This is a genomic window from Thermococcus sp. 21S9 (assembly GCF_012027635.1).
Taxonomy (GTDB): Archaea; Methanobacteriota_B; Thermococci; order Thermococcales; family Thermococcaceae; genus Thermococcus.
Map to the genome: position 1 here is coordinate 371,877 of NZ_SNUS01000001.1, position 17,545 is coordinate 389,421.

The window sequence follows — 17,545 nt, forward strand, 5'->3', positions numbered from 1 at the left end:
CTACCACCTCAGAACCTCACCCTCGGGTCGATTATCGCGTAGAGTATGTCTGCAATCAGGTTGGCGGTGACGAAGACTATGGCGTAGAGGAAGGTCACGCCTATCAAGGCAGGGAAGTCAAGGTACATTATCGCCTGGAGCGCGTAGCGACCGATTCCGGGGAGGTTGAAGACGGTCTCGGTAATCGGCGTTCCGGCGAGCAGTCCGCCGAACTGGAGGGCGAGGATTGTTATGACGGGGACGAGGGCGTTCTTGAGGACGTGCCTGTAGAGTCTGCTCTTAGGAACTCCCTTGGCCTTGAGGAAGAGCGTGCTGTCCCTGCTGTAGGCCTCGAGGAAGGAGTTCCTCGTGAACCTCATGAGAACACCGGCCGCAGCTATTCCGAGGGTGAAGCCCGGTAACCAGAAGCGCTTCACCTGCTGGACGAAATTGCCCCAGTTGAGCGTCAGGATGTCATCGATGACCGGGATGTGGGTTATCGTGTGGGGTGGTCCCGGTGGAATTCCCGCCAGTGTCGTCATGTTCCAGTGGATGAAGAACAGCCATATGAATAGGTAGGCTATGACGTAGATTGGCGTTGAGATGAACACAAGGGCGAGTATCCTGAGCACCATATCGGTCGCGGAGTTCCTTTTGAGGGCCGAGATTATACCGAGGGGGAGGCCTATCAACACCACGAAGAAGAACGCAAACAACGCCAGTTGGAACGTCACAATGAAACGATTACCTATGTTGTCAAAAACCGGCTCCTGATTCAAGGGGTCGAGAAGCGAGTTCGTGAAGAGACCCTTAACAAGAAAGATGTACTGGTCATACCAGGGCTGGTCAAGGTGGTACTCCTTCTTAATCATCTCTATCGCGGCTTGAGAAGCCTTCTCGCCACCGGCCCACGCGCGAACGGGATTGGCCGGGATGACGTAGGCGATAACAAAAACGATGAGCGTAACTCCGATAAGCGTTGGGATGAATGTCAGAGCCCTTCTAACGAGGAACTTTCCAAGCCCTGCCACGTTTCTTCCCCCCTTGGAATGTTAGAAAGGACGTAAAGAAAAGAAAAGGGCATTCAGCCGTTTATAATCTCGTAGTTGAGGCTGTCGAAGACGACCGCGCTCTGGAGGAACGGGCCGACGTAGTCGTCCGGGTCAAGGAAGTCCGGCGCCCATCCGACGATGTAGACGTCGAAGTCACCGCTGGAGGTCTTGCTGAGGAGGGTCGGCCAGGAGAGTGGAGTTACCGAAATCTTGAAGCCGAGCTGTCCCCAGGTGTTCTGGAGGAGGGTGGCTATCTTCTCACGCTGGGTGTTTCCGGTGTTGTAGTAGATGCTTATCGTGTAGTCGCTCGGGTTAATGCCGGACTGCCTGATGAGCTGGAGGGCCTTGGCGATGTTGTACTTGTACTTGTTGACACAGCACTCGGTGTAGCCAAGCCATCCAATCGGAATCGGTCCGTAGTTGGGCACCATATAGCCCTTGTAAACCGCCTGGTAAATCTGCTCGTACGGGGTAGCCCACGCGAGGGCTTCCCTGACCAGCTGGTTGTCGAAGGGCTTCTTGGCGGCATTGAGGACTATGAAGACCATGGTCGGGGTGACGAACGAGTCAATCTTGGACTCGAAGTTGCCGAGCTTGAGTCCCTTGACGGCGTCAAGCCTGTCAACCGGAACCGCCGCGATGTCGGCAACGCCCTTCTGGAAGAGGCTTATTCTGGTCGTTGCGTCGTCAGAGAGGACGTAGATGACGCGCTTGGTGGTGACGTAGTTCGGGTTCTTCTCCTCAAGCTTGCTCCAGACGCTGGAGTTCCAGTAGTACGGGTTCCTCTCGAGGATTATGTAGCTGTTCTGCTTGGCGTCCTTGATGTAGAACGGTCCGGTGAAGACTCCGATGTAGTTGTTCTGGAGCATCATGTGTATCGGGTCCTTTGAACCCTCCTGGATGTAGTTGTTCCAGGCCTCGGGGTCCCTGCCCCACTTGGCGGCCTTCATTGCCTCCTCGTACTTGTCACCGAGCATGTACTTGGCCGGGATGACCATGAGGTACGGGTCGGCGAGGACGCTGAGTATACCACCGTATGGGTGCGGAAGGACGAGCTTGTAAACTCCAGCGGTTGGCCCGCTGTAGCCGAAGAACTGGAGGAGCTCATCGAGGCTCTTAACTTCCTTGGTCTTGCCGTTGAAGTCCGCTATGATGCCTCCGTTCTGGAGCTCCTTCTCGAACTCCTGGTCGCTCATGGCGTAGCTCTTCTTGAGGTCGGTGTAGGTTGCCAGCATCCAGTTGACCGAGTAGCCGGCCCTGAGGATGCGCCAGAACTCGAACTCGACGTCGGTGGCATTAATCGGGTAGAGCTTGCCGGTCTTGGGGTCGTAGGCCTTTACTCCACCGCGGATGACGAAGTACCAGACGGTTCCGTCCTTGTTGTGGGCCCAGGCAACCGCGAGGTCGGGTGAGACCTTCTTGGTCTCGTTCTCCCAGTAGGTAACGAGTGTGTCACCGACGTTGTGGTAGAGGGCCCATCCGAAGGTCTCGTAGTCGAAGGCTGGGTCGAAGGAGCTCGGCCATCCGATGGTGGTTTCGACAATGGTTCCGGGCTCGTTCTTGTAATCACCGATTCCTATGCTGACGCTCGGGGCGTTCTTGTCCTCCATGACGAGGTCCCAGCGCGGGGCAAGAACCGGGTTGTAGTACCAGTTGTGCACCCAGTTCCAATAGACACGGGTGGCCTTGGTGTCACCAAGGATTATCTCGGGAACCTCCTTGTTGGCGAGGATGTAGAGGGCGTTGTAGAGGGCCTCTCTAAGCTCAAGGTCGGTAACCTGCCTCGCGAGCTGAATTAGAGCATCCATGTTCGGGTCACGGAGGAAGGCGGGGTTTATCTGACCGAATCCCTGCTGGTTCTTCATTAACTCCTCAATGCTTGGAGTCTTCTGCTCGTTGACCTTGTAGGAGACGACTATAACAGGCTTGTCCGGAAGGTTTGAGACCTTGGCACCGCTTCCCTCGGGACCAACGACAACGACGTACTTGGGCGTTTCAACTACGGTAGCTTTCGAGAGGTGCTGTTCAATGTACGTTACAGCCTTGGAGGGCTGAACGGTAGTGGCTGAGCTTGAGGACGTTGTAGAAGAAGTGCTTGAGGAGCTCTGGGTGCTTGACCCAGCGGGACTGATAGTAGTTGTCTGGCCGGTGCTACCACCGCTGATACAGCCACTGGCCACTACAGAAAAAGCCACCAAAAAGACCATCAAGAGAGTTGCTGCAGTTTTTCCCCTCATAAATGTTCACCTCTGGGGATTAAAGCACTACTATATCTTTAGGGGAACGTATAAATCTTTCGATGATTATTTTGACATAGCGATGACGAACTAACGACACGATAGGCCAGCATCTGGCGGATTGCCCAAGCTACGAAAAGCTTAAATGAGCGGGGCTCCAACTAAAGAGCGAAGAAAATTTCGGCGGTGATGCCAATGGTTAGGTCGTATGTTTTGTTGACTGTGGAAATTGGAAAAGTTGAGAGCGTTATCGAGGCCCTCAAGCAGATACCGGGCGTTACCAAGGCCGACGCCGTCACCGGTCCCTACGATGCCATCGTCCACATCGAGGCCAAGGACCTCGGTGAGCTGACGAGGAGAATCCTCCACGACATCCACAACATCGACGGCGTTATCGACACCACTACCGCCATCGTCGTCGAGATGGAGGAGGAGTGATTACCTTCTCTTCCTCTTGGGCTTCTTCTTGGACTTTGCCCTCGAACGGAGTTCTCTAATCTTCTCCGCAATCATTTTGAGGCTCTTCCCCTTTCCGTAGGGGCTCTCAATCCTTAGAAAACCGTAGGTTCTGAGCTCCTCGTCGAGGCCCGAGAGACGGGGATTGAGCTTGCTGTGGTCTTTCTCAATAACCTTCATCCCAAGGATTAGAACGGCGTCCTCTATCTCGGAGAGCTTTGGAGCGTCAACCGCGACGTTCTTGGGAACCGTTCTCCCGTACTTCCTGCTGAGTCTCGCGTCGAGCTCGCTCGGCCACACCGCGAACTTCATCTTCCCACCCGGCAAGATTTAAAAGACCGGCCGTTAAAAACCCTTTTGGTGAAGGTCATGGCCATCAAAAACCTTGAGACTGACGTGCTCGGCCTCATGACTCCCGGAGATGTTGTTTTAATCGAGTATCAGTCGCGAGAACCAATAGAGAGCCTCGCGTGGGGAGAGCTGTTACCTGCCATAAACGCCGGCGGGGTAGTCGTTGTTGACTTCTTTGGAATGGGCGAGATTCTTCTCAGGAAGTTCATGAGGAGAAACGACGTTGATTACTCCGGTGTTCTGGAGCTCCTGAAGGACCTGAGGGTCGTGAGGGTCGGGCCGGGAACGGTAACCTACGGCGAAATCCTTGAGGACGTTGTGCCGAGCTACGACCCGCACACGTTCCTGAGGAGCTATCACTCTATCATGAGCAAGATATCACGGCTTCCCCAGAAGCCGAAGTACATGGTGACCTTTGGACTCGGCCACTACATCCACTTCAACCCCGAGAACGCCATCAAGTCGATACTCACGGCGGTGAGCACGATTCCAGCGGAGGACCTCGTTACAATCAACTTCGTGAACTCCGACGTCATAAAGCGCGCCCACCTCGCGATACTTGAGGAACTCAGCACGGCGATAGTGGAGGTCTCGGGAGGGGAGTTCAAAGTCTACAAGGACGGTGGGATTGGTGATTGAGGAGGGAAGCAGGGTTCTTCTCGTCGATAAGAGGGGAAAGCGCTACCTCGTGAAGGTTGAGGACCGGGAATTCCACACCGACCTTGGAATCCTCAAACTTGGCGAGCTCATAGGAAAGCCCTACGGGAGCAGAATAGAGAGCCACAAGGGTGAAACCTTCGTGGCGCTCAAGCCGGACATCAACGACATAATAGCGAAGATGAAACGGGGCCCCCAGATAGTCCACCCCAAGGACGCGGGCATAATAATAGCCTACGCCGGCATTTCACCCGGCGACACCGTCATAGAGGCGGGCGCCGGGAGCGGGGCCTTGACAATCTTCCTCGCCAACGCCGTAGGGCCGGAGGGAAAAGTGATAAGTTATGAGGTCAGGAAGGACTTCTACGAGATAGCGAAGAGGAACATTGAGCTTGCCGGCTTCTCGGACAGGGTTGTTCTGAAGAACAGGAGCATCTACGACGGCATAGAGGAGGAAACCGCCGACCACATCGTTCTGGATTTACCGCAACCGGAGAACGTCCTCCCGCACGCGGTTGATGTTTTAAGGCCCGGTGGCTACTTCGTGGCCTACACGCCCTGTATGAACCAGGTTCACCGCTTCTTCAGGGCGCTGGAGGAGTACAGGGAGCACTTCATGAGGCCGAGGGTCGTCGAGGTCCTCGTCAGAGAACAGGAGGTAAAGAGGGACTGTATGAGGCCGAAAACGACGATGCTGGCCCATACAGGCTATATAACCTTCCTCAGGAAGCTGTGAGCTCTTCTCTTTTCTCTTCCTCGAACGTGAAGTACGCAACGACCCAGCCGATAACTATTATGGCAAGGGAGCTCAGGAGTGGCTGGGTTCCAAGGAGCTTTCTAACCCAGGGGAGGTACCCGTACAATAGGGGCAGGAACATTCCGAGTGCAGTCACGATGACGGCAACGTGATACAGCAGTCGCTTCCACTCCATTTTCGGCACCGTTCTCACCTCGATGTCCCGGTTAAAAAGCGTTTCCTTCAGGTTTCAAAGTCCTCCCTCGAAATCCCTTCGGAGTTCTTAACCAAAGGTTGAGCACATCTTTATAAACACTAAAGGTTCTGAACCTTTAGATGTCCATCTTTGGGCTCATGCACGGAGGTGTTCATCGTGTACCGGATACTCGAGAAGAAGGAACTCTCCATGAGGAACATCTGGTATAAGATTGAGGCCCCCCACGTGGCCAAGAAGGTTCAGCCCGGCCAGTTCGTCATCGTGAGGGCCTTTCCGAACGGCGAAAGGATTCCGCTCACGCCGGTGATGTGGGACCGCGAGGAGGGCTGGATTGTTCTGATAACCTTCATCCGCGGAAAGACGACCATGAGAATGGCCAACGAGCTCAAGCCAGGTGATTCAATCCTAAACATAGCCGGCCCCCTCGGAAACCCGGCCGAGATGGAAAAGTTCGGTAAGATTCTCGCGATTGGAGCTTACACTGGAATAGTCGAGGTCTATCCGATAGCCAAGGCCTGGCAGGAACTTGGAAACGACGTCACGACACTCCACGTAACCTTTGAGCCAATGGTCGTTCTCAAAGACGAGCTTGAGAAGGCCGTTGGAAGGCACGTCCTCGAGACCGTTCCCATTGACCCGAACCTGGACTTCCCGACCAACATGAAGAACGTCACCAAGAGGCTCGTCGAGAAGGTTCGCGAGATGCTTGAGAAGGAGAACTACGACCTCGTCTTCATGGTCGGCCCGGCCGGCGACCAGAAGGCCGTCTTCGAGGTCGTCAAGGAGTTTGGAATCCCGATGAAGGCCGACCTGCACCCGATTATGGTAGACGGAACCGGTATGTGCGGTGCCTGCCGTGTTACAGTCGGCGGTGAGGTCAAGTTCGCCTGCATAGACGGCCCCGAGTTTGATGCCTACCAGGTCGACTGGGACGTCCTCATAGCGAGGACCGGTTACTACACGGACATGGAGATGAGGGCGTTTCAGGAGTACATGAAACTCTTCGAGCAGGCCGTCCAGGGAGGTGAGCAGTGATGGCCGTCAAGAGGAAGCTCATCAAGGAGCGCGTTCCGACGCCGGAGAGGCCGGCGGAGGAGAGGATTAGGGACTTCAAGGAGGTCAACCTCGGCTACACCTTCGAGCTTGCCGTTAAGGAAGCCGAGCGCTGTTTACAGTGTCCAGCCAACTACGCGCCCTGTATAAAAGGCTGTCCCGTCCACATAGACATTCCGGGCTTCATCGGCAAGCTCGTCCAGTACCGCGACGACCCGGATAAGGCCGTGAAGGAGGCCCTTCAGGTCATCTGGGCCTGCAACTCCCTTCCGGCCACGACCGGTCGCGTCTGCCCGCAGGAGGACCAGTGTGAGATGAACTGTGTCATGGGTAAAGTCGGAGACAAGGTCAACATCGGCAAGCTTGAGCGCTTCGTTGCCGACTACGCCCGCGAGAAGGGCATAGACGAGGAGCTCCTCTTCGAGATGGTGCCGAAGATAGAGAAGAAGGGCCAGAAGGTTGCAATCATAGGGGCCGGTCCGGCCGGACTTACGGCAGCGGGAGAGCTGGCGAAGCTTGGCTACGACGTTACAATCTACGAGGCCCTTCACGAGCCCGGAGGAGTTCTGATGTACGGCATTCCCGAGTTCAGACTGCCAAAGAGCATCGTCAAGAGCGAGATTGACAAGCTCAGGAAGCTTGGAGTTAAGATACTCACCGACCACATCGTTGGAAAGACCGTTACCATCGAGGAACTCCTCGAAGAGTACGACGCCGTCTTCATAGGCTCGGGCGCCGGAACGCCAAGGCTCATCAACGCTCCCGGCATAAACCTCAACGGAATCTACACGGCGAACGAGTTCCTCACGCGCGTTAACCTCATGAAGGCCTACCTGTTCCCCGAGTACGACACTCCTGTAAAGGTCGGGAAGAGGGTAATCGTCATCGGAGCCGGAAACACTGCTATGGACGCCGCGAGGAGCGCGAGGCGCTTCGGTGCCGAGGTAATCATCGCGTACAGGCGCGGTGAGGAGGACGTTTCCGCCAGGGAGGAAGAGGTTGAGCACGCCAAGGAAGAGGGCATAAAGTTCGAGTACTTCATCAACCCGGTCGAGTTCATAGGCGACGAGAACGGCAACGTCAAAGCTGTTAAGTTCGAGAAGATGAAACCGCTCGAGGAGCGCGACAGCAGGGGCAAGAGGAAGATAGTCGGAACTGGCGAATACGTTACGATTGAAGCCGACACCGTAATCATAGCCATCGGAAAGCACCCCAACAGGCTCATCATCAACACGCCCGGCCTGAAGGTCGAGCGCGGAAGAATCGTCGTTGACGAGAACCTCATGACGAGCATTCCGGGAGTCTTCGCTGGCGGAGACGCGATAAGGGGAGAGGCAACGGTTATCCTCGCGATGGGCGACGGAAGAAGGGCCGCGAAGGCAATCCACGAGTACCTCACGAAGAAGAGAAACGAAAACGCGTGAGGGTTTTCTTCCCCACCTTTTTACGTTCCAGTCCCAAACTACTGCCCCAGTAGTTAACTTCCGCCCCAGAAGTTGGCGCTATGTTTTTCAGTCAAAGTTCCCAGTCTTGGTGGCGATGACGAGCCTCACGGTAGCTGAAACGTGATGAGGGGTATACTGACCGAGCCGTTAGGCTTTTATCCTTCCCTTCTTGAAAGAAACCGAGCGATGACGACCTCTAGGGTATCTGAGTCCGTGTTTTCACACGGCAAAAATGATGAGAGCCAAGGGCCGAGCTCACTCCTCCATCTCCTCGATTTCCTCGAGGATTTCCTCGAACTTCTTGAAGTCCTCGGTTTGGGCGAGGAGCGTTATGAAGTCGTCTATCTCCTTCTTCTCAAGGAACGCTCCAGCTAAGAGCTTTCCGGTGTAGCGGTTGTTCTTAATCTCCCAGAACATGTAGAACTCGGGGAAGTTCTCCTTTATCTTCCTGTAGGCGACGCCGTACTTTGAATCCTTGAGTGGGTTCTGTTCGAGGTAGAAGTGCCCCGGCTCAAGCTCAATCATGTGGAGAATTGCTCCCCTCTTCGTCCTGACAAGCTTCACCTTAACGTCCCATTCCTTCAGAACCTTCATGGCAATCACCGGAAAGAATAAGCAAGAAAATACTTAACGGTTGCGTTCAAAGGCTCAGAGGCTCTCCAGGTACTTCGCGTAGGCCTCAGCGTCCATGAGCTCCTTGAGCTCCTCGTCGAGGTTGCTGGGCTTTATCTTGGCAATCCAGTGCTCGTAGGGGTCCTCGTTGAGAACCTCAGGGCTGTCTTCAAGTTCCTCGTTGACCTCGACGATTTCACCGCTGACCGGGGCGTAAACCTCGCTGACGGCCTTGACGCTCTCCAGCTCACAGAGAACGTCGCCCTTGTTGACCTCGGTTCCGACCTCGGGAAGCTCGACGTAGGCCAAATCGCCCAGCTCCTTCTGGGCGTAGTCGCTTATGCCAACGAGAACGGTTCCGTCGTCGAGGACCTGAACCCACTCGTGGTCCTTCGTGTAGTAGAGGCCTTCCTTAACCTTGTAGTCTCCGACTTCAATCATGAACATCACCGCTCAGGGTAACAGGTTTGAGCATTTAAACCTTTCTCGAAATGGAAACGCTTATATCTCCGCCGGAGCAGAATTTAGGGGACTCTAAAGCGGGGTGGGGAGATGCAGATTATAGGCTACGTTCTCATCATCATAGCCCTGGGCAGGTTCCTCGCGGAGCTCTTCGAGAGGCTCGGCTACCCCGGGATAGTCGGCGAGATAACAGCCGGTTTGATACTCGGCTACGTCCTGACCGGGGTTCCAGCGGACGAGATGAACCTCCTCGCGGAGTTCGGGATATTCTTCCTCATGATTTCGGCAGGTCTTGAGATAACGCCGGAGGAGCTCCACATTGGAGGAAAGAAGGCGTTGCCCGTGTACCTGGCAACCCTGGGGGTAATGATGCTCGTGACACTCCCCTTCACTGGATACCGGATAGGTACCGGGAACATCCTCGCCGCGGCGATACTGGCAGTGGCCAGTGCCCCAATCGTCGTCAAGCTGAAACGCTTCTTTGGCGACGACTACCTCCACGTTGCCCTCTCCTACGCGATAATAAGCGAGGTGTCGATACTCATACTTGTGTACGTCCTCGCGAACTTCAAGGGCGCGGAGAGCACTTTAAACCTCATAACTACTATAGCCAAGCAGGCCCTGTTCATAGGAGGAGTGCTCTACATAAACTACAAGATAGGAATCCAGCACAAGGTCTGGTTAATAACCCAGCTCAGGAAACTTAAGAGTGACGAGGCGGTTTTTGGCCTCTTTATGGTCTTCGCGGCGACGCTTGGGTTCATAAGCGAGGAAGTTGGAATGCACTTCACCATAGGCGGTTTCCTGGCTGGACTGCTCCTCCACAGCGATTTGGTCGGCACGAAGCAGTATGAAAGGCTGGAAACAATATTGAGCGGTGTGACGAGCGGAATCTTCGCGCCGATATTCTTCGCCTGGCGTGGGATGAACTTCAGGGCCGAGATAACCCTCATGGTGCTCTACGGGTTCCTCGTGGTGTACTCTGTCCGCTTCCTGCTGACGGTAATCCTTGAATGGGATGGAAAGCCCCTCAGCTCGCTGGCCAAGGCAACAGGACTTGTGAGCTTCGGAATCCTCGGCCTTCTCGTGGCAGACCTCGGTAACAGCTACGGCGTCCTGACTGGAGAGCTGTACTCAATAACCGCGTTCACCTCGGTCGCGGGAATATTCCTCTCGGCAACGATTGGGAGGGTTTTAACGGCCGTGCAAAAGGCCTAAAAATTTTTGGGCAAGGTTTATAAGCTCGGCGTTAAGCGGTGGAGTGATTGAAGGGTTGTAAGGGTGGTGAGAATGAGCTGGACGACGCCTAAGAGGGCTTTTATGGGAGCGGCTACCGCCGAGGGCGGAACGAAGCTAAACGCCTTCGATAACGCACTCCTCAAGCTTGGCATAGGAAACGTCAACCTCGTCAAGCTCAGCAGTGTCATTCCCGCGCACATCGAGTGGATGGATAAGGTCCACGACGTTCCGATTGGAATGCTCCTGCCGACGGTCTACGCGCACATCGAGAGCGACGAGCCGGGAATGACCATCAGCGCGGCGCTGGGAGTTGGGATAAGCAAGAACAACGAGGGTGGCCTAATCTACGAGTACGCCGGTTACTGCACGAAGGAAGAGGCCGAGAGAATCGTGAAAAAGATGGTCGAGGAGGGCTTCGCCAACAGGGGCTGGGAGCTGGCCGAGTTCAAGGTTGCGAGCGCCGAGATAACCGTCAAGGACAAGCCCGCCGCGGCAATAGCGGTTGTCGTGATGTTCCCCTACTGAACCCTTTTCTTTTCGACCAGGGTGAACTCCCTGTCGCCAGTTCTCTGAAAGACCATCTCGTAGCGGGCTCTTCCCTTAACAGCCCACACCTCAACAACCGAATCGCCGGTCATCCACAGAACCTCGAAGCCGAGCTTTCTCAGGGCTTCACTCAGCGGTCCCTCAAGCTTCACCCCGGGAATCAGAAGCTTCGGAACACCTTTACCCTGGAGAAAGCGCCAGAGGGACACGAAGAGGGCCCGTGGACTGCCTTCATCGGCGGGGAAAACGAAGAAGAGAATCCCATCATCAAGGAAGCGCTCAAGGCGGTAATCGTCAAAGAAAGCCACGTCGAGTTCAACGGTTAGGCCGGGGTTCGCACTAACCTCCCCCACGAGATGGGGGATGCCCTCGCCGATTCCTCCCGTGATTTCAGCCCATAAATCCGCTATCCCCTGGGCGAGTTTCCGTCTGAGCTCTGCCTCGGCCATCGCTACTAACTCTCGGAAGGGCCTTAATAACTTTGCCCCGTGAAAACCCATAGGTTTAAAACCCGAACGGTGAGCTAAGCTCAGGTGAGGTTCATGGGCTACAGCGAGGAGGAGAGGGCCTTTATCGAGTGGTATCCGAGGGGCTACGGCGTCGGTTTCAAGGTTAAGGAGAGGCTCTTCGAGACGCAGACGAAATACCAGCGGCTGGAGCTTTACGAAACCGAGGGGTTCGGCAAACTGCTCGTCCTCGACGGGACGGTCCAGCTCGTCGAGATAGGCGAGGAGAGCTACCACGAGGTTCTCGTTCACCCGGTCATGCTCGCGCACCCGAACCCAAGAAGGGTTCTCGTAATAGGTGGCGGTGACGGAGGAACGCTGAGGGAAGTTCTCAGGCACGAGAGCGTGGAGAAGGCCACGATGGTCGAGATTGACGAGATGGTCGTCGAGGTCTCGAGGATTTACCTCGGCATAGACAGGGGCGCCTTCGACGACCCGAGGGCCGAGCTGATAATCGGCGACGGCGTGGAGTACCTGAAGAACACGGAGGAGCGCTTCGACGTCATAATCGTGGACTCAACCGACCCCGTCGGCCCTGCGAAGCTCCTGTTCTCGGAGGAGTTCTACAGGACGGCCTACGAGAAGCTCAACGAGAAGGGCCTCTACATCACACAGGCCGGGAGCGTCTACCTCTTCACCAACGAGCTCATAGATGCCTACAAAGCGATGAAGAGGGTGTTCGATAAGGTTTACTACTTCAGCTTCCCCGTGATAGGCTACGCCTCACCCTGGAGCTTCCTCGTGGGTGTTAAGGGCGACGTGGACTTCAGGAAGGTGGACGTGAGCAGGGCCCCGGAGAAGCTCTACTACTACGACCCCGAGAGGCACGAGACGCTCTTCCAGATGCCGAAGTACGTCAGGGAACTCCTTGAGAAGGAGTGAAGGGTGTGAACTGGAGAAAACCGGCAACGCTACTCCTAACCGTTGCCATAACCGCCTATCTGCTCCATAAGGTCTACGCCGAAGCTTCAAGGGTGAACCTGAGCGCTTCCTCGCTGTTATCCCCCTATTTCCTGACAGCAATTCTGACGGGTTTCGTGGCGTACCTCCTCTACACCGCACTCTGGTACGTCTACGTTCACCACGCCTCGGGGGTTTCGTTCAGGAGAACCCTGCTGGCGACGCTCACCGGGACGTACCTTGGATTCTCCCTTAACACCGCAGTCGGGGTTCTCGTGAAGGTCAAACTGCTCGGAACCGACTACTGGTACACGATGGGCGTCGGTTTGCTCGCGATAGCGACGGAATTCCTCGCGGGCCTGCTCCTAATCACAGTGGTCGGGAAGAACGTGGTGGCGCTTGTACTTGCCGGTGCCATCCTCACGGCGATGGTCTTCGACAGGGTTGCCTATTATACCCTGTACCCAGTTTTCAGGGCACTAAAGAAGCTCGAAACGCTGGAACGGATGTACTCCGGCTGGCACAGGGCGAGGGGAAACACAAGAACCGTCCTGCTCGCGGTTTCCGTTGGAATCCTCCTGACACTCGCCAACGCGACGACCCTTTACCTCACCGCCAAGACCTTCGGCGTCGGAGCGGGCTACCTGAAGTTCCTTGAGGCGATAATATACTCGAATTTCCTCGGGGGAGTCCTCGGAACTCCCGGCGGGATTGGGGCGAACGAGCTTGGAGTAACGCTCGCCATCGGCGACAGTCCAACTGCAATCGTTGTGGCGTTCCTGTACAAGTTCATAACCCAGTACGCCTACGCCATCGTCGGGGCGGTCGCGTTTTATCGCCTCGTGGCGGGCGAGGTTAAAGCTAATTAAGCCCCACTTCCTATTATCCGCGGTGGTCGTATGAGGCTTGAGGAACTCACGTGGCCCGAGTTTGAGCGGGTCAGGAAGAAGGTGAAGGCCGTTATAATCCCGGTCGGAAGCGTTGAGGCCCACGGGAGGCACCTGCCCCTCGGTACTGACGTCTTCGCGCCGGTGGAGATAGCGAATCGCGTTGACGAGAAGCTGAAGGAGAAAGGCGTTGACGTCATCGTGGCCCCGCCGGTGTGGTACGGGCACACGTTCGTTCTCAACGTCTATCCGGGGACGATAAACATCTCGGCCGACGCGCTGAAGGCCTACGTGGCCGAAATCCTGCGCGAGTTCGCGAGGGAAGGCTTTAGAAGGCTCGTTCTACTCAACGGACACGGCGGAAACCACTCCCCGCTGGTTCTGGCATCGGAGGAAGTTGCGGAGGAGTTCGACGTAGAGATATGGCTAATAAACTGGTGGCTCGACTTCAGGGAGGAAATCCTTGAGGTCTGCTCGAGCCAGGGGCACGCAGGCGAGGACGAGACGTCGGTAATCCTCGCGATAAGGCCAGAACTCGTGAAGATGAAAGAGGCCAGAGGAGAGAGGAGAACGAGGAAAGTCCGGGTCATAAGGAGGGACATCGGCTTCGAACTCTTCCCGGACGGGGTCAACGACGACCCGAGGAATGCGAGCGCCGAAAAGGGCGAGGCGATACTCGGAAGGGTCAGCGAAAGGATAGCCGAACTCCTGGTGGAAGCGGATGAAGAGGGAAAGGGTTCTTGAGGAGATCGACAGGCGAATAAAGCGCCTTCAGGCAGAGATAGAGATAGCCGAAACGGGATTAAGGAGAATTGAGGAGATCGGGGCCAGGGCAAAGGGGCCGGAGGTGAAGGACTACTCCCCATATTACCTCGCGGGAATGCTCCTCTGGTTCGCAATAGGCCTCGTTCTCCTCGTGGTCATCTCGAAGAGGGCCCCCTCAGGCGTTAAGATACCCACCGGGCTCTACGCGCTGATGATTGTCGCCTTCAGTGTGCCCCTTGCCTACTACCTCCTGACCCGGGAGCGGAAGGAGGAGCCCGGAAAAGACCTTCTCGAAAGGGAGAGGATGGCAAGGCTGGTTCTCAAGGCCTTCTACGAGCCCCTGAGAAGGGCCGTGGAAAGGGACGACAGGAAGGCCCTCGAAACCCTCGCGGATGAGCTCCTGAGGAATCCAGCACTCGCGAACGCAATCGAGAGGCTCGGTGAGGGCGACCCGAAGGTCATCGCCTACGCCCTGCTCCTCTACGCAAACTTCAGGGACGGCCTTGAAGACGAAGTTGCGGAAACCGCGGAAAGGGTTCACAACAAGCCCGTAAAGGCCCTCCTCCAGTCCCTGCTCGAGCCGAAAGGTTATAACGGTGAAGAACGCTCGATAGAGGGGGAAGGCAATGAGGTTTGAAGTTCTCACCAAGGACGATATGAACGCCCTCTCGCGCGAGCTCAGCAGGGCGGGAATAATGAACAGGACGAAGGAAGAAACCAGGGCCGAGATTGAGCACTACGTTGTAATCCGGGGCACATACGCCCAGCTCGTCGAGGTGGCCTCAGAGGTTCCGGCCATAGGTGAGGAACTCGAGGCTGTAAAGCTGGCCTACGACGAACTCCTTGAAAACTGGGAGCCAGGGGAGGTTAAGGAGCTCGGAACCCTCTTTGAAGAGCCAGACCTTCCAAAGCTCTCGGTTGTGAGCGCGCTTATTGAATCCGGGGCGATAGAGGAAACCGACGGGGGCTTCCTGCTGAGGGAAAGAGTTCCCCTCGACGCGCTGAGCCTTGAGCTACGCTTCCCGATTGAGGAAATCGGCGACGAGCTTGAGGAGCTTGAGGAAAGGTTAAGGGCAACGCTCGTAACCGAATACACCCTTGAGAAGCGCTACTACGTTGAGGTCTTGGAGGTCGAGAGGGAGCTAATAGAGACGGCCCTTGAGGTGGCTGAAGATTATGCGACCGAGGAGAGCTACGTCGAGGCGATGTTCGACGGAATAGCCCGCTCCGTTTTGGCAGAGAGAATCCTTGAGCTGGCCGAGAAGTACAGAAGGAAGAACGAGCTCATCGAGGCAATCATGGAGCTCGAGCCAATAACCGTCGAGGGCAATAACGAGAGGATAAACATCTACTACGACGAGGACGCGATAGAGGACTTCCTGAAGGTTCTTCAAACACTCGGCTACCTCAAGGTCAAGGGCAACAGGATATGGATTTAGCAAAGTTTAAAAGCCCGAATCAAAACTCCGCTCGGGGGTGGAGGAGATGGCGGTGTTGAAGGCCATCAAGATTAAGGACAGGGACGGGGAGATACTCTTCCGCTGTCCGAGGTGCGGAATGGTCTTCAAGGATGCGAAGGCCTTCACGAGGCACGTGAACAGGGCTCACGGCCATCTCTTCCGCAGGTGATTTCCTTCTTTTCTTGCGGGATGAAGAAACAGCCAGGACCCTGAAAAGTGATGAGCGGAGGGCTTGGCCGACCGCTACTCGCGCATGACGATTTCCTTCGTGAGGCGGACTATGAAGGTTTTCCCGACCTTCTCCCTCTCGACGAGCTGTTTCTTCTCGAGCTCCTGAATGATTCTGCTTATCGTCGGCCTCGAATAACCGGTAAGCTCCGGCAGTTCCTCCTGCTTTACCGTTCCGCCCTTGTCAAGGATTGCCTTGACGACTATGCGCTCCTTCTCGGTTAAAACCTCGATTGGAACCTTGTTGGCGGACCACTTCTTCTTTGCATAGTAGAGCGAAGCCGGAATCGCAACCGCGAGGGTGAGAATTACCGCACCGATGACGAGGGTCCAGTTGGTTCTCGCCGGGGGTGTGGAGGATGAGACGGTTATCGTTATGCTCTCCTTCACCCAGTAAGTCTGGTACCCGAGTTCCTGGAGCTGGGCCTGGATGTTCTTGGACATACCCGCCCCAATGAGAACCACAAGGTTCGGGTGGAGCCTCTTGAGGGCCGTGACGACCGACTTGGAGAGGTTGTTGGGGTCAGTCAAGAGGAGCGGGTTCTCGTAAGTCATCGCCCATCTCGCAGCTGCTAAGGCCGAACCGTAGTCGCTGGCACTGGCAAGGATTACAGTGTTGGCGCCGTTTGGGTAGAACTCCTCGGCGAGCTTGACGGAGGTGTCAACCCGCGTAGCCCCTCCTATCCTCGTGACCTGAAAGCCAAGGCCGATAAGCTGTTCCTGCACCTTCTGGCTGATTGCCTTGTAATCACCTATAACGAGCACCTTGTACCAGCCGAACTGTTCATAGCTCTGGAGCTGGGCGAGGGTTGTTGTGTCGAGCTCATTCGGATTAACGGGGAGAATCGGTATCCCCAGAAGCCGTGAATAGGGGAGAGCGACTATATAATCAATCAGGTTGTCGTTTCTCACGATTATCAGGTCGTAAGGAGGACTTTCCCCCGGAACCTGGGCCCCAACGGGATGAACGAGCGGAGTTATGAACATCAAAACCAGTGCAAAGATAAGAAACCCAGCCCTTCTGCCCATTTCACCACCTGAAAAGGAGATAAAGGGAGGCTCTTAAAAGGTTTTTCAAAGCTCAAGCTCCTCGCCGGGCTTGAGGATAACGACCTCGGCCTTGTCCCCAACAAGCTTCTTGAACTCCCCGGGGTCGGCCGAAATCGGGGGCCAGGTGTTGTAGTGCATCGGGACGACCTTCTTCGGCTTGAGCAGTTCAACGGCCTTTGCAGCTTCCCTCGGACCCATTGTGAAGTGTCCACCTATCGGGAGCAGGGCAACGTCAATCGGGCCGTAGAGCTCGCTGAACAGACCCATGTCAAGGAACACGAAGGTGTCGCCGGCGTGGTAAACCGTCTTCCCGTCGAGCTTGACGATGTAACCACACGGGTTGCCGATTCCGTACTTGCCGTCGCTGCTTGAGTGCCAGGCAGGAACCTGGACGATTCCGACGCCGTCAACCTCGGTCGGACCATAGTTCATACCGATGACTTCAACCCCCTCAGCCTGCTCGCTGATGTAGTTGGCGACGTCGAACATTGCAACTATCTTCGCGCCTGTCCTCTTGGCTATCTCGACCGCGTCTCCGATGTGGTCCCCGTGGGCGTGGGTAACAAGTATCAGGTCCGCTTCAACCTCCTCCGGCTTCACCGCGGCCTGCGGGTTGCCGGTGAGGAAGGGGTCTATCAGGATTCTCTTGCTCCCCTCAATCAGAAAAGCCGCGTGGCCGAGGAACTTCACCTTCACCATCGCCATCA

General features: G+C 55.8%; 22 protein-coding genes. 13 read left to right on the plus strand and 9 right to left on the minus strand.

Annotated elements, in window-relative coordinates; translation table 11 throughout:
• Positions 1-8: 8 nt before the first annotated feature.
• Both E3E28_RS02180 and E3E28_RS02185 read right to left on the minus strand, forming a co-directional pair.
• A complete protein-coding gene (locus E3E28_RS02180; protein ID WP_167913863.1) occupies positions 9-1,010 on the minus strand; it encodes an ABC transporter permease in 1,002 nt (333 codons plus the stop codon).
• 53 nt (positions 1,011-1,063) lie between these two features.
• Positions 1,064-3,268 carry an ABC transporter substrate-binding protein gene (locus E3E28_RS02185; RefSeq protein ID WP_167913864.1) on the minus strand — a complete coding sequence of 735 codons (2,205 nt, stop codon included), beginning with the start codon at positions 3,266-3,268 and terminating at the stop codon, positions 1,064-1,066.
• Between the two features lie 195 nt (positions 3,269-3,463).
• Here E3E28_RS02185 and E3E28_RS02190 point away from each other — a divergent pair, with 195 nt between their 5' ends.
• A complete protein-coding gene (locus E3E28_RS02190; RefSeq protein WP_042691796.1) occupies positions 3,464-3,706 on the plus strand; it encodes an Lrp/AsnC family transcriptional regulator in 243 nt (80 codons plus the stop codon).
• On the opposite strand, the gene E3E28_RS02195 is transcribed toward E3E28_RS02190, so the two are convergent.
• Complete coding sequence (locus tag E3E28_RS02195; protein ID WP_167913865.1) at positions 3,707-4,036, minus strand: signal recognition particle protein Srp19; 330 nt, start codon at positions 4,034-4,036, stop codon at positions 3,707-3,709.
• A 57-nt stretch (positions 4,037-4,093) separates the two neighbouring features.
• Between E3E28_RS02195 and E3E28_RS02200 the strand changes: the two genes are divergently transcribed.
• Entirely contained in the window at positions 4,094-4,714 is a 621-nt protein-coding gene (locus E3E28_RS02200) for a DUF257 family protein (protein ID WP_167915112.1), read from the plus strand.
• Complete coding sequence (locus tag E3E28_RS02205) at positions 4,707-5,468, plus strand: tRNA (adenine-N1)-methyltransferase (RefSeq protein ID WP_167913866.1); 762 nt, start codon at positions 4,707-4,709, stop codon at positions 5,466-5,468. Before E3E28_RS02200 ends, E3E28_RS02205 begins: the two co-directional genes overlap by 8 nt.
• Here the strand turns inward: E3E28_RS02205 and E3E28_RS02210 are convergent.
• A complete protein-coding gene (locus tag E3E28_RS02210; RefSeq protein WP_167913867.1) occupies positions 5,455-5,673 on the minus strand; it encodes a hypothetical protein in 219 nt (72 codons plus the stop codon). The genes E3E28_RS02205 and E3E28_RS02210 overlap by 14 nt on opposite strands.
• A 168-nt stretch (positions 5,674-5,841) precedes the next feature.
• On the opposite strand from E3E28_RS02210, the gene E3E28_RS02215 reads away from it, so the two are divergent.
• The gene (locus tag E3E28_RS02215) at positions 5,842-6,720 is read left to right on the plus strand and encodes a sulfide/dihydroorotate dehydrogenase-like FAD/NAD-binding protein (protein WP_167913868.1); all 879 of its coding nucleotides are present in this window, start codon (positions 5,842-5,844) and stop codon (positions 6,718-6,720) included.
• Positions 6,720-8,162: an NADPH-dependent glutamate synthase gene (gene gltA, locus E3E28_RS02220; RefSeq protein ID WP_167913869.1), complete on the plus strand. Its 1,443-nt coding sequence runs from the start codon at positions 6,720-6,722 to the stop codon at positions 8,160-8,162. Before E3E28_RS02215 ends, gltA begins: the two co-directional genes overlap by 1 nt.
• 276 nt (positions 8,163-8,438) lie before the next feature.
• Here gltA and E3E28_RS02225 read toward each other — a convergent pair whose 3' ends face one another.
• Positions 8,439-8,777, minus strand: coding sequence for a hypothetical protein (locus tag E3E28_RS02225; RefSeq protein ID WP_167915113.1), 339 nt, complete (start codon positions 8,775-8,777; stop codon positions 8,439-8,441).
• A 54-nt stretch (positions 8,778-8,831) separates the two neighbouring features.
• A complete protein-coding gene (gene gcvH, locus E3E28_RS02230) occupies positions 8,832-9,236 on the minus strand; it encodes a glycine cleavage system protein GcvH (RefSeq protein ID WP_167915114.1) in 405 nt (134 codons plus the stop codon).
• Positions 9,237-9,347: 111 nt separating this feature from the next.
• On the opposite strand from gcvH, the gene E3E28_RS02235 reads away from it, so the two are divergent.
• Together E3E28_RS02235 and E3E28_RS02240 are read left to right on the plus strand one after the other, a co-directional pair.
• Positions 9,348-10,475 carry a cation:proton antiporter gene (locus E3E28_RS02235; RefSeq protein ID WP_167913870.1) on the plus strand — a complete coding sequence of 376 codons (1,128 nt, stop codon included), beginning with the start codon at positions 9,348-9,350 and terminating at the stop codon, positions 10,473-10,475.
• A 72-nt stretch (positions 10,476-10,547) separates the two neighbouring features.
• Positions 10,548-11,021: a pyruvoyl-dependent arginine decarboxylase gene (locus E3E28_RS02240; protein ID WP_167915115.1), complete on the plus strand. Its 474-nt coding sequence runs from the start codon at positions 10,548-10,550 to the stop codon at positions 11,019-11,021.
• Here E3E28_RS02240 and E3E28_RS02245 read toward each other — a convergent pair.
• Entirely contained in the window at positions 11,015-11,491 is a 477-nt protein-coding gene (locus E3E28_RS02245; protein ID WP_167913871.1) for a hypothetical protein, read from the minus strand. The two genes, E3E28_RS02240 and E3E28_RS02245, sit on opposite strands and share 7 nt — an antisense overlap.
• 93 nt (positions 11,492-11,584) lie before the next feature.
• On the opposite strand from E3E28_RS02245, the gene speE reads away from it, so the two are divergent.
• Genes speE through E3E28_RS02275 form a run of 6 tightly spaced genes read left to right on the plus strand, consistent with a single transcriptional unit; the run spans position 11,585 to position 15,729 of the window.
• Positions 11,585-12,430, plus strand: a complete 846-nt coding sequence (gene speE / locus E3E28_RS02250) for a polyamine aminopropyltransferase (protein ID WP_167915116.1) — start codon at positions 11,585-11,587, stop codon at positions 12,428-12,430.
• 5 nt (positions 12,431-12,435) lie between these two features.
• Positions 12,436-13,317 (plus strand): lysylphosphatidylglycerol synthase domain-containing protein, encoded by an 882-nt coding sequence (locus E3E28_RS02255; RefSeq protein WP_167913872.1) that lies wholly within the window; start codon positions 12,436-12,438, stop codon positions 13,315-13,317.
• A gap of 30 nt (positions 13,318-13,347) precedes the next feature.
• Positions 13,348-14,079, plus strand: a complete 732-nt coding sequence (locus E3E28_RS02260) for a creatininase family protein (protein WP_167913873.1) — start codon at positions 13,348-13,350, stop codon at positions 14,077-14,079.
• Positions 14,057-14,737, plus strand: coding sequence for a hypothetical protein (locus E3E28_RS02265; protein WP_167913874.1), 681 nt, complete (start codon positions 14,057-14,059; stop codon positions 14,735-14,737). Before E3E28_RS02260 ends, E3E28_RS02265 begins: the two co-directional genes overlap by 23 nt.
• Positions 14,727-15,539, plus strand: a complete 813-nt coding sequence (locus tag E3E28_RS02270) for a hypothetical protein (RefSeq protein WP_167913875.1) — start codon at positions 14,727-14,729, stop codon at positions 15,537-15,539. The genes E3E28_RS02265 and E3E28_RS02270 overlap by 11 nt, the downstream gene beginning before the upstream one ends.
• Before the next feature lie 46 nt (positions 15,540-15,585).
• Entirely contained in the window at positions 15,586-15,729 is a 144-nt protein-coding gene (locus E3E28_RS02275) for a C2H2-type zinc finger protein (RefSeq protein ID WP_167915117.1), read from the plus strand.
• Positions 15,730-15,803: 74 nt separating this feature from the next.
• On the opposite strand, the gene E3E28_RS02280 is transcribed toward E3E28_RS02275, so the two are convergent.
• Positions 15,804-16,817 carry a cell wall-binding repeat-containing protein gene (locus E3E28_RS02280; protein WP_167913876.1) on the minus strand — a complete coding sequence of 338 codons (1,014 nt, stop codon included), beginning with the start codon at positions 16,815-16,817 and terminating at the stop codon, positions 15,804-15,806.
• A 45-nt stretch (positions 16,818-16,862) separates the two neighbouring features.
• On the minus strand, positions 16,863-17,537 hold the full coding sequence (locus E3E28_RS02285) for a metal-dependent hydrolase (protein WP_167915118.1): 675 nt from the start codon (positions 17,535-17,537) through the stop codon (positions 16,863-16,865).
• Between the last annotated feature and the right edge of the window lie 8 nt (positions 17,538-17,545).

Bases quoted from the DNA above. Each gene is read 5' to 3' on its own strand.
- E3E28_RS02195 (WP_167913865.1), bottom strand. From the start codon at position 4,036: ATGAAGTTCGCGGTGTGGCCGAGCGAGCTCGACGCGAGACTCAGCAGG.
- E3E28_RS02280 (WP_167913876.1), bottom strand. From the start codon at position 16,817: ATGGGCAGAAGGGCTGGGTTTCTTATCTTTGCACTGGTTTTGATGTTC.
- E3E28_RS02225 (WP_167915113.1), bottom strand. From the start codon at position 8,777: ATGAAGGTTCTGAAGGAATGGGACGTTAAGGTGAAGCTTGTCAGGACG.
- speE (WP_167915116.1), top strand. From the start codon at position 11,585: ATGGGCTACAGCGAGGAGGAGAGGGCCTTTATCGAGTGGTATCCGAGG.
- gltA (WP_167913869.1), top strand. From the start codon at position 6,720: ATGGCCGTCAAGAGGAAGCTCATCAAGGAGCGCGTTCCGACGCCGGAG.
- E3E28_RS02185 (WP_167913864.1), bottom strand. From the start codon at position 3,268: ATGAGGGGAAAAACTGCAGCAACTCTCTTGATGGTCTTTTTGGTGGCT.
- E3E28_RS02245 (WP_167913871.1), bottom strand. From the start codon at position 11,491: ATGGCCGAGGCAGAGCTCAGACGGAAACTCGCCCAGGGGATAGCGGAT.
- gcvH (WP_167915114.1), bottom strand. From the start codon at position 9,236: ATGATTGAAGTCGGAGACTACAAGGTTAAGGAAGGCCTCTACTACACG.
- E3E28_RS02285 (WP_167915118.1), bottom strand. From the start codon at position 17,537: ATGGTGAAGGTGAAGTTCCTCGGCCACGCGGCTTTTCTGATTGAGGGG.
- E3E28_RS02240 (WP_167915115.1), top strand. From the start codon at position 10,548: ATGAGCTGGACGACGCCTAAGAGGGCTTTTATGGGAGCGGCTACCGCC.
- E3E28_RS02270 (WP_167913875.1), top strand. From the start codon at position 14,727: ATGAGGTTTGAAGTTCTCACCAAGGACGATATGAACGCCCTCTCGCGC.
- E3E28_RS02260 (WP_167913873.1), top strand. From the start codon at position 13,348: ATGAGGCTTGAGGAACTCACGTGGCCCGAGTTTGAGCGGGTCAGGAAG.
- E3E28_RS02235 (WP_167913870.1), top strand. From the start codon at position 9,348: ATGCAGATTATAGGCTACGTTCTCATCATCATAGCCCTGGGCAGGTTC.
- E3E28_RS02275 (WP_167915117.1), top strand. From the start codon at position 15,586: ATGGCGGTGTTGAAGGCCATCAAGATTAAGGACAGGGACGGGGAGATA.
- E3E28_RS02200 (WP_167915112.1), top strand. From the start codon at position 4,094: ATGGCCATCAAAAACCTTGAGACTGACGTGCTCGGCCTCATGACTCCC.
- E3E28_RS02265 (WP_167913874.1), top strand. From the start codon at position 14,057: ATGAAGAGGGAAAGGGTTCTTGAGGAGATCGACAGGCGAATAAAGCGC.
- E3E28_RS02190 (WP_042691796.1), top strand. From the start codon at position 3,464: ATGGTTAGGTCGTATGTTTTGTTGACTGTGGAAATTGGAAAAGTTGAG.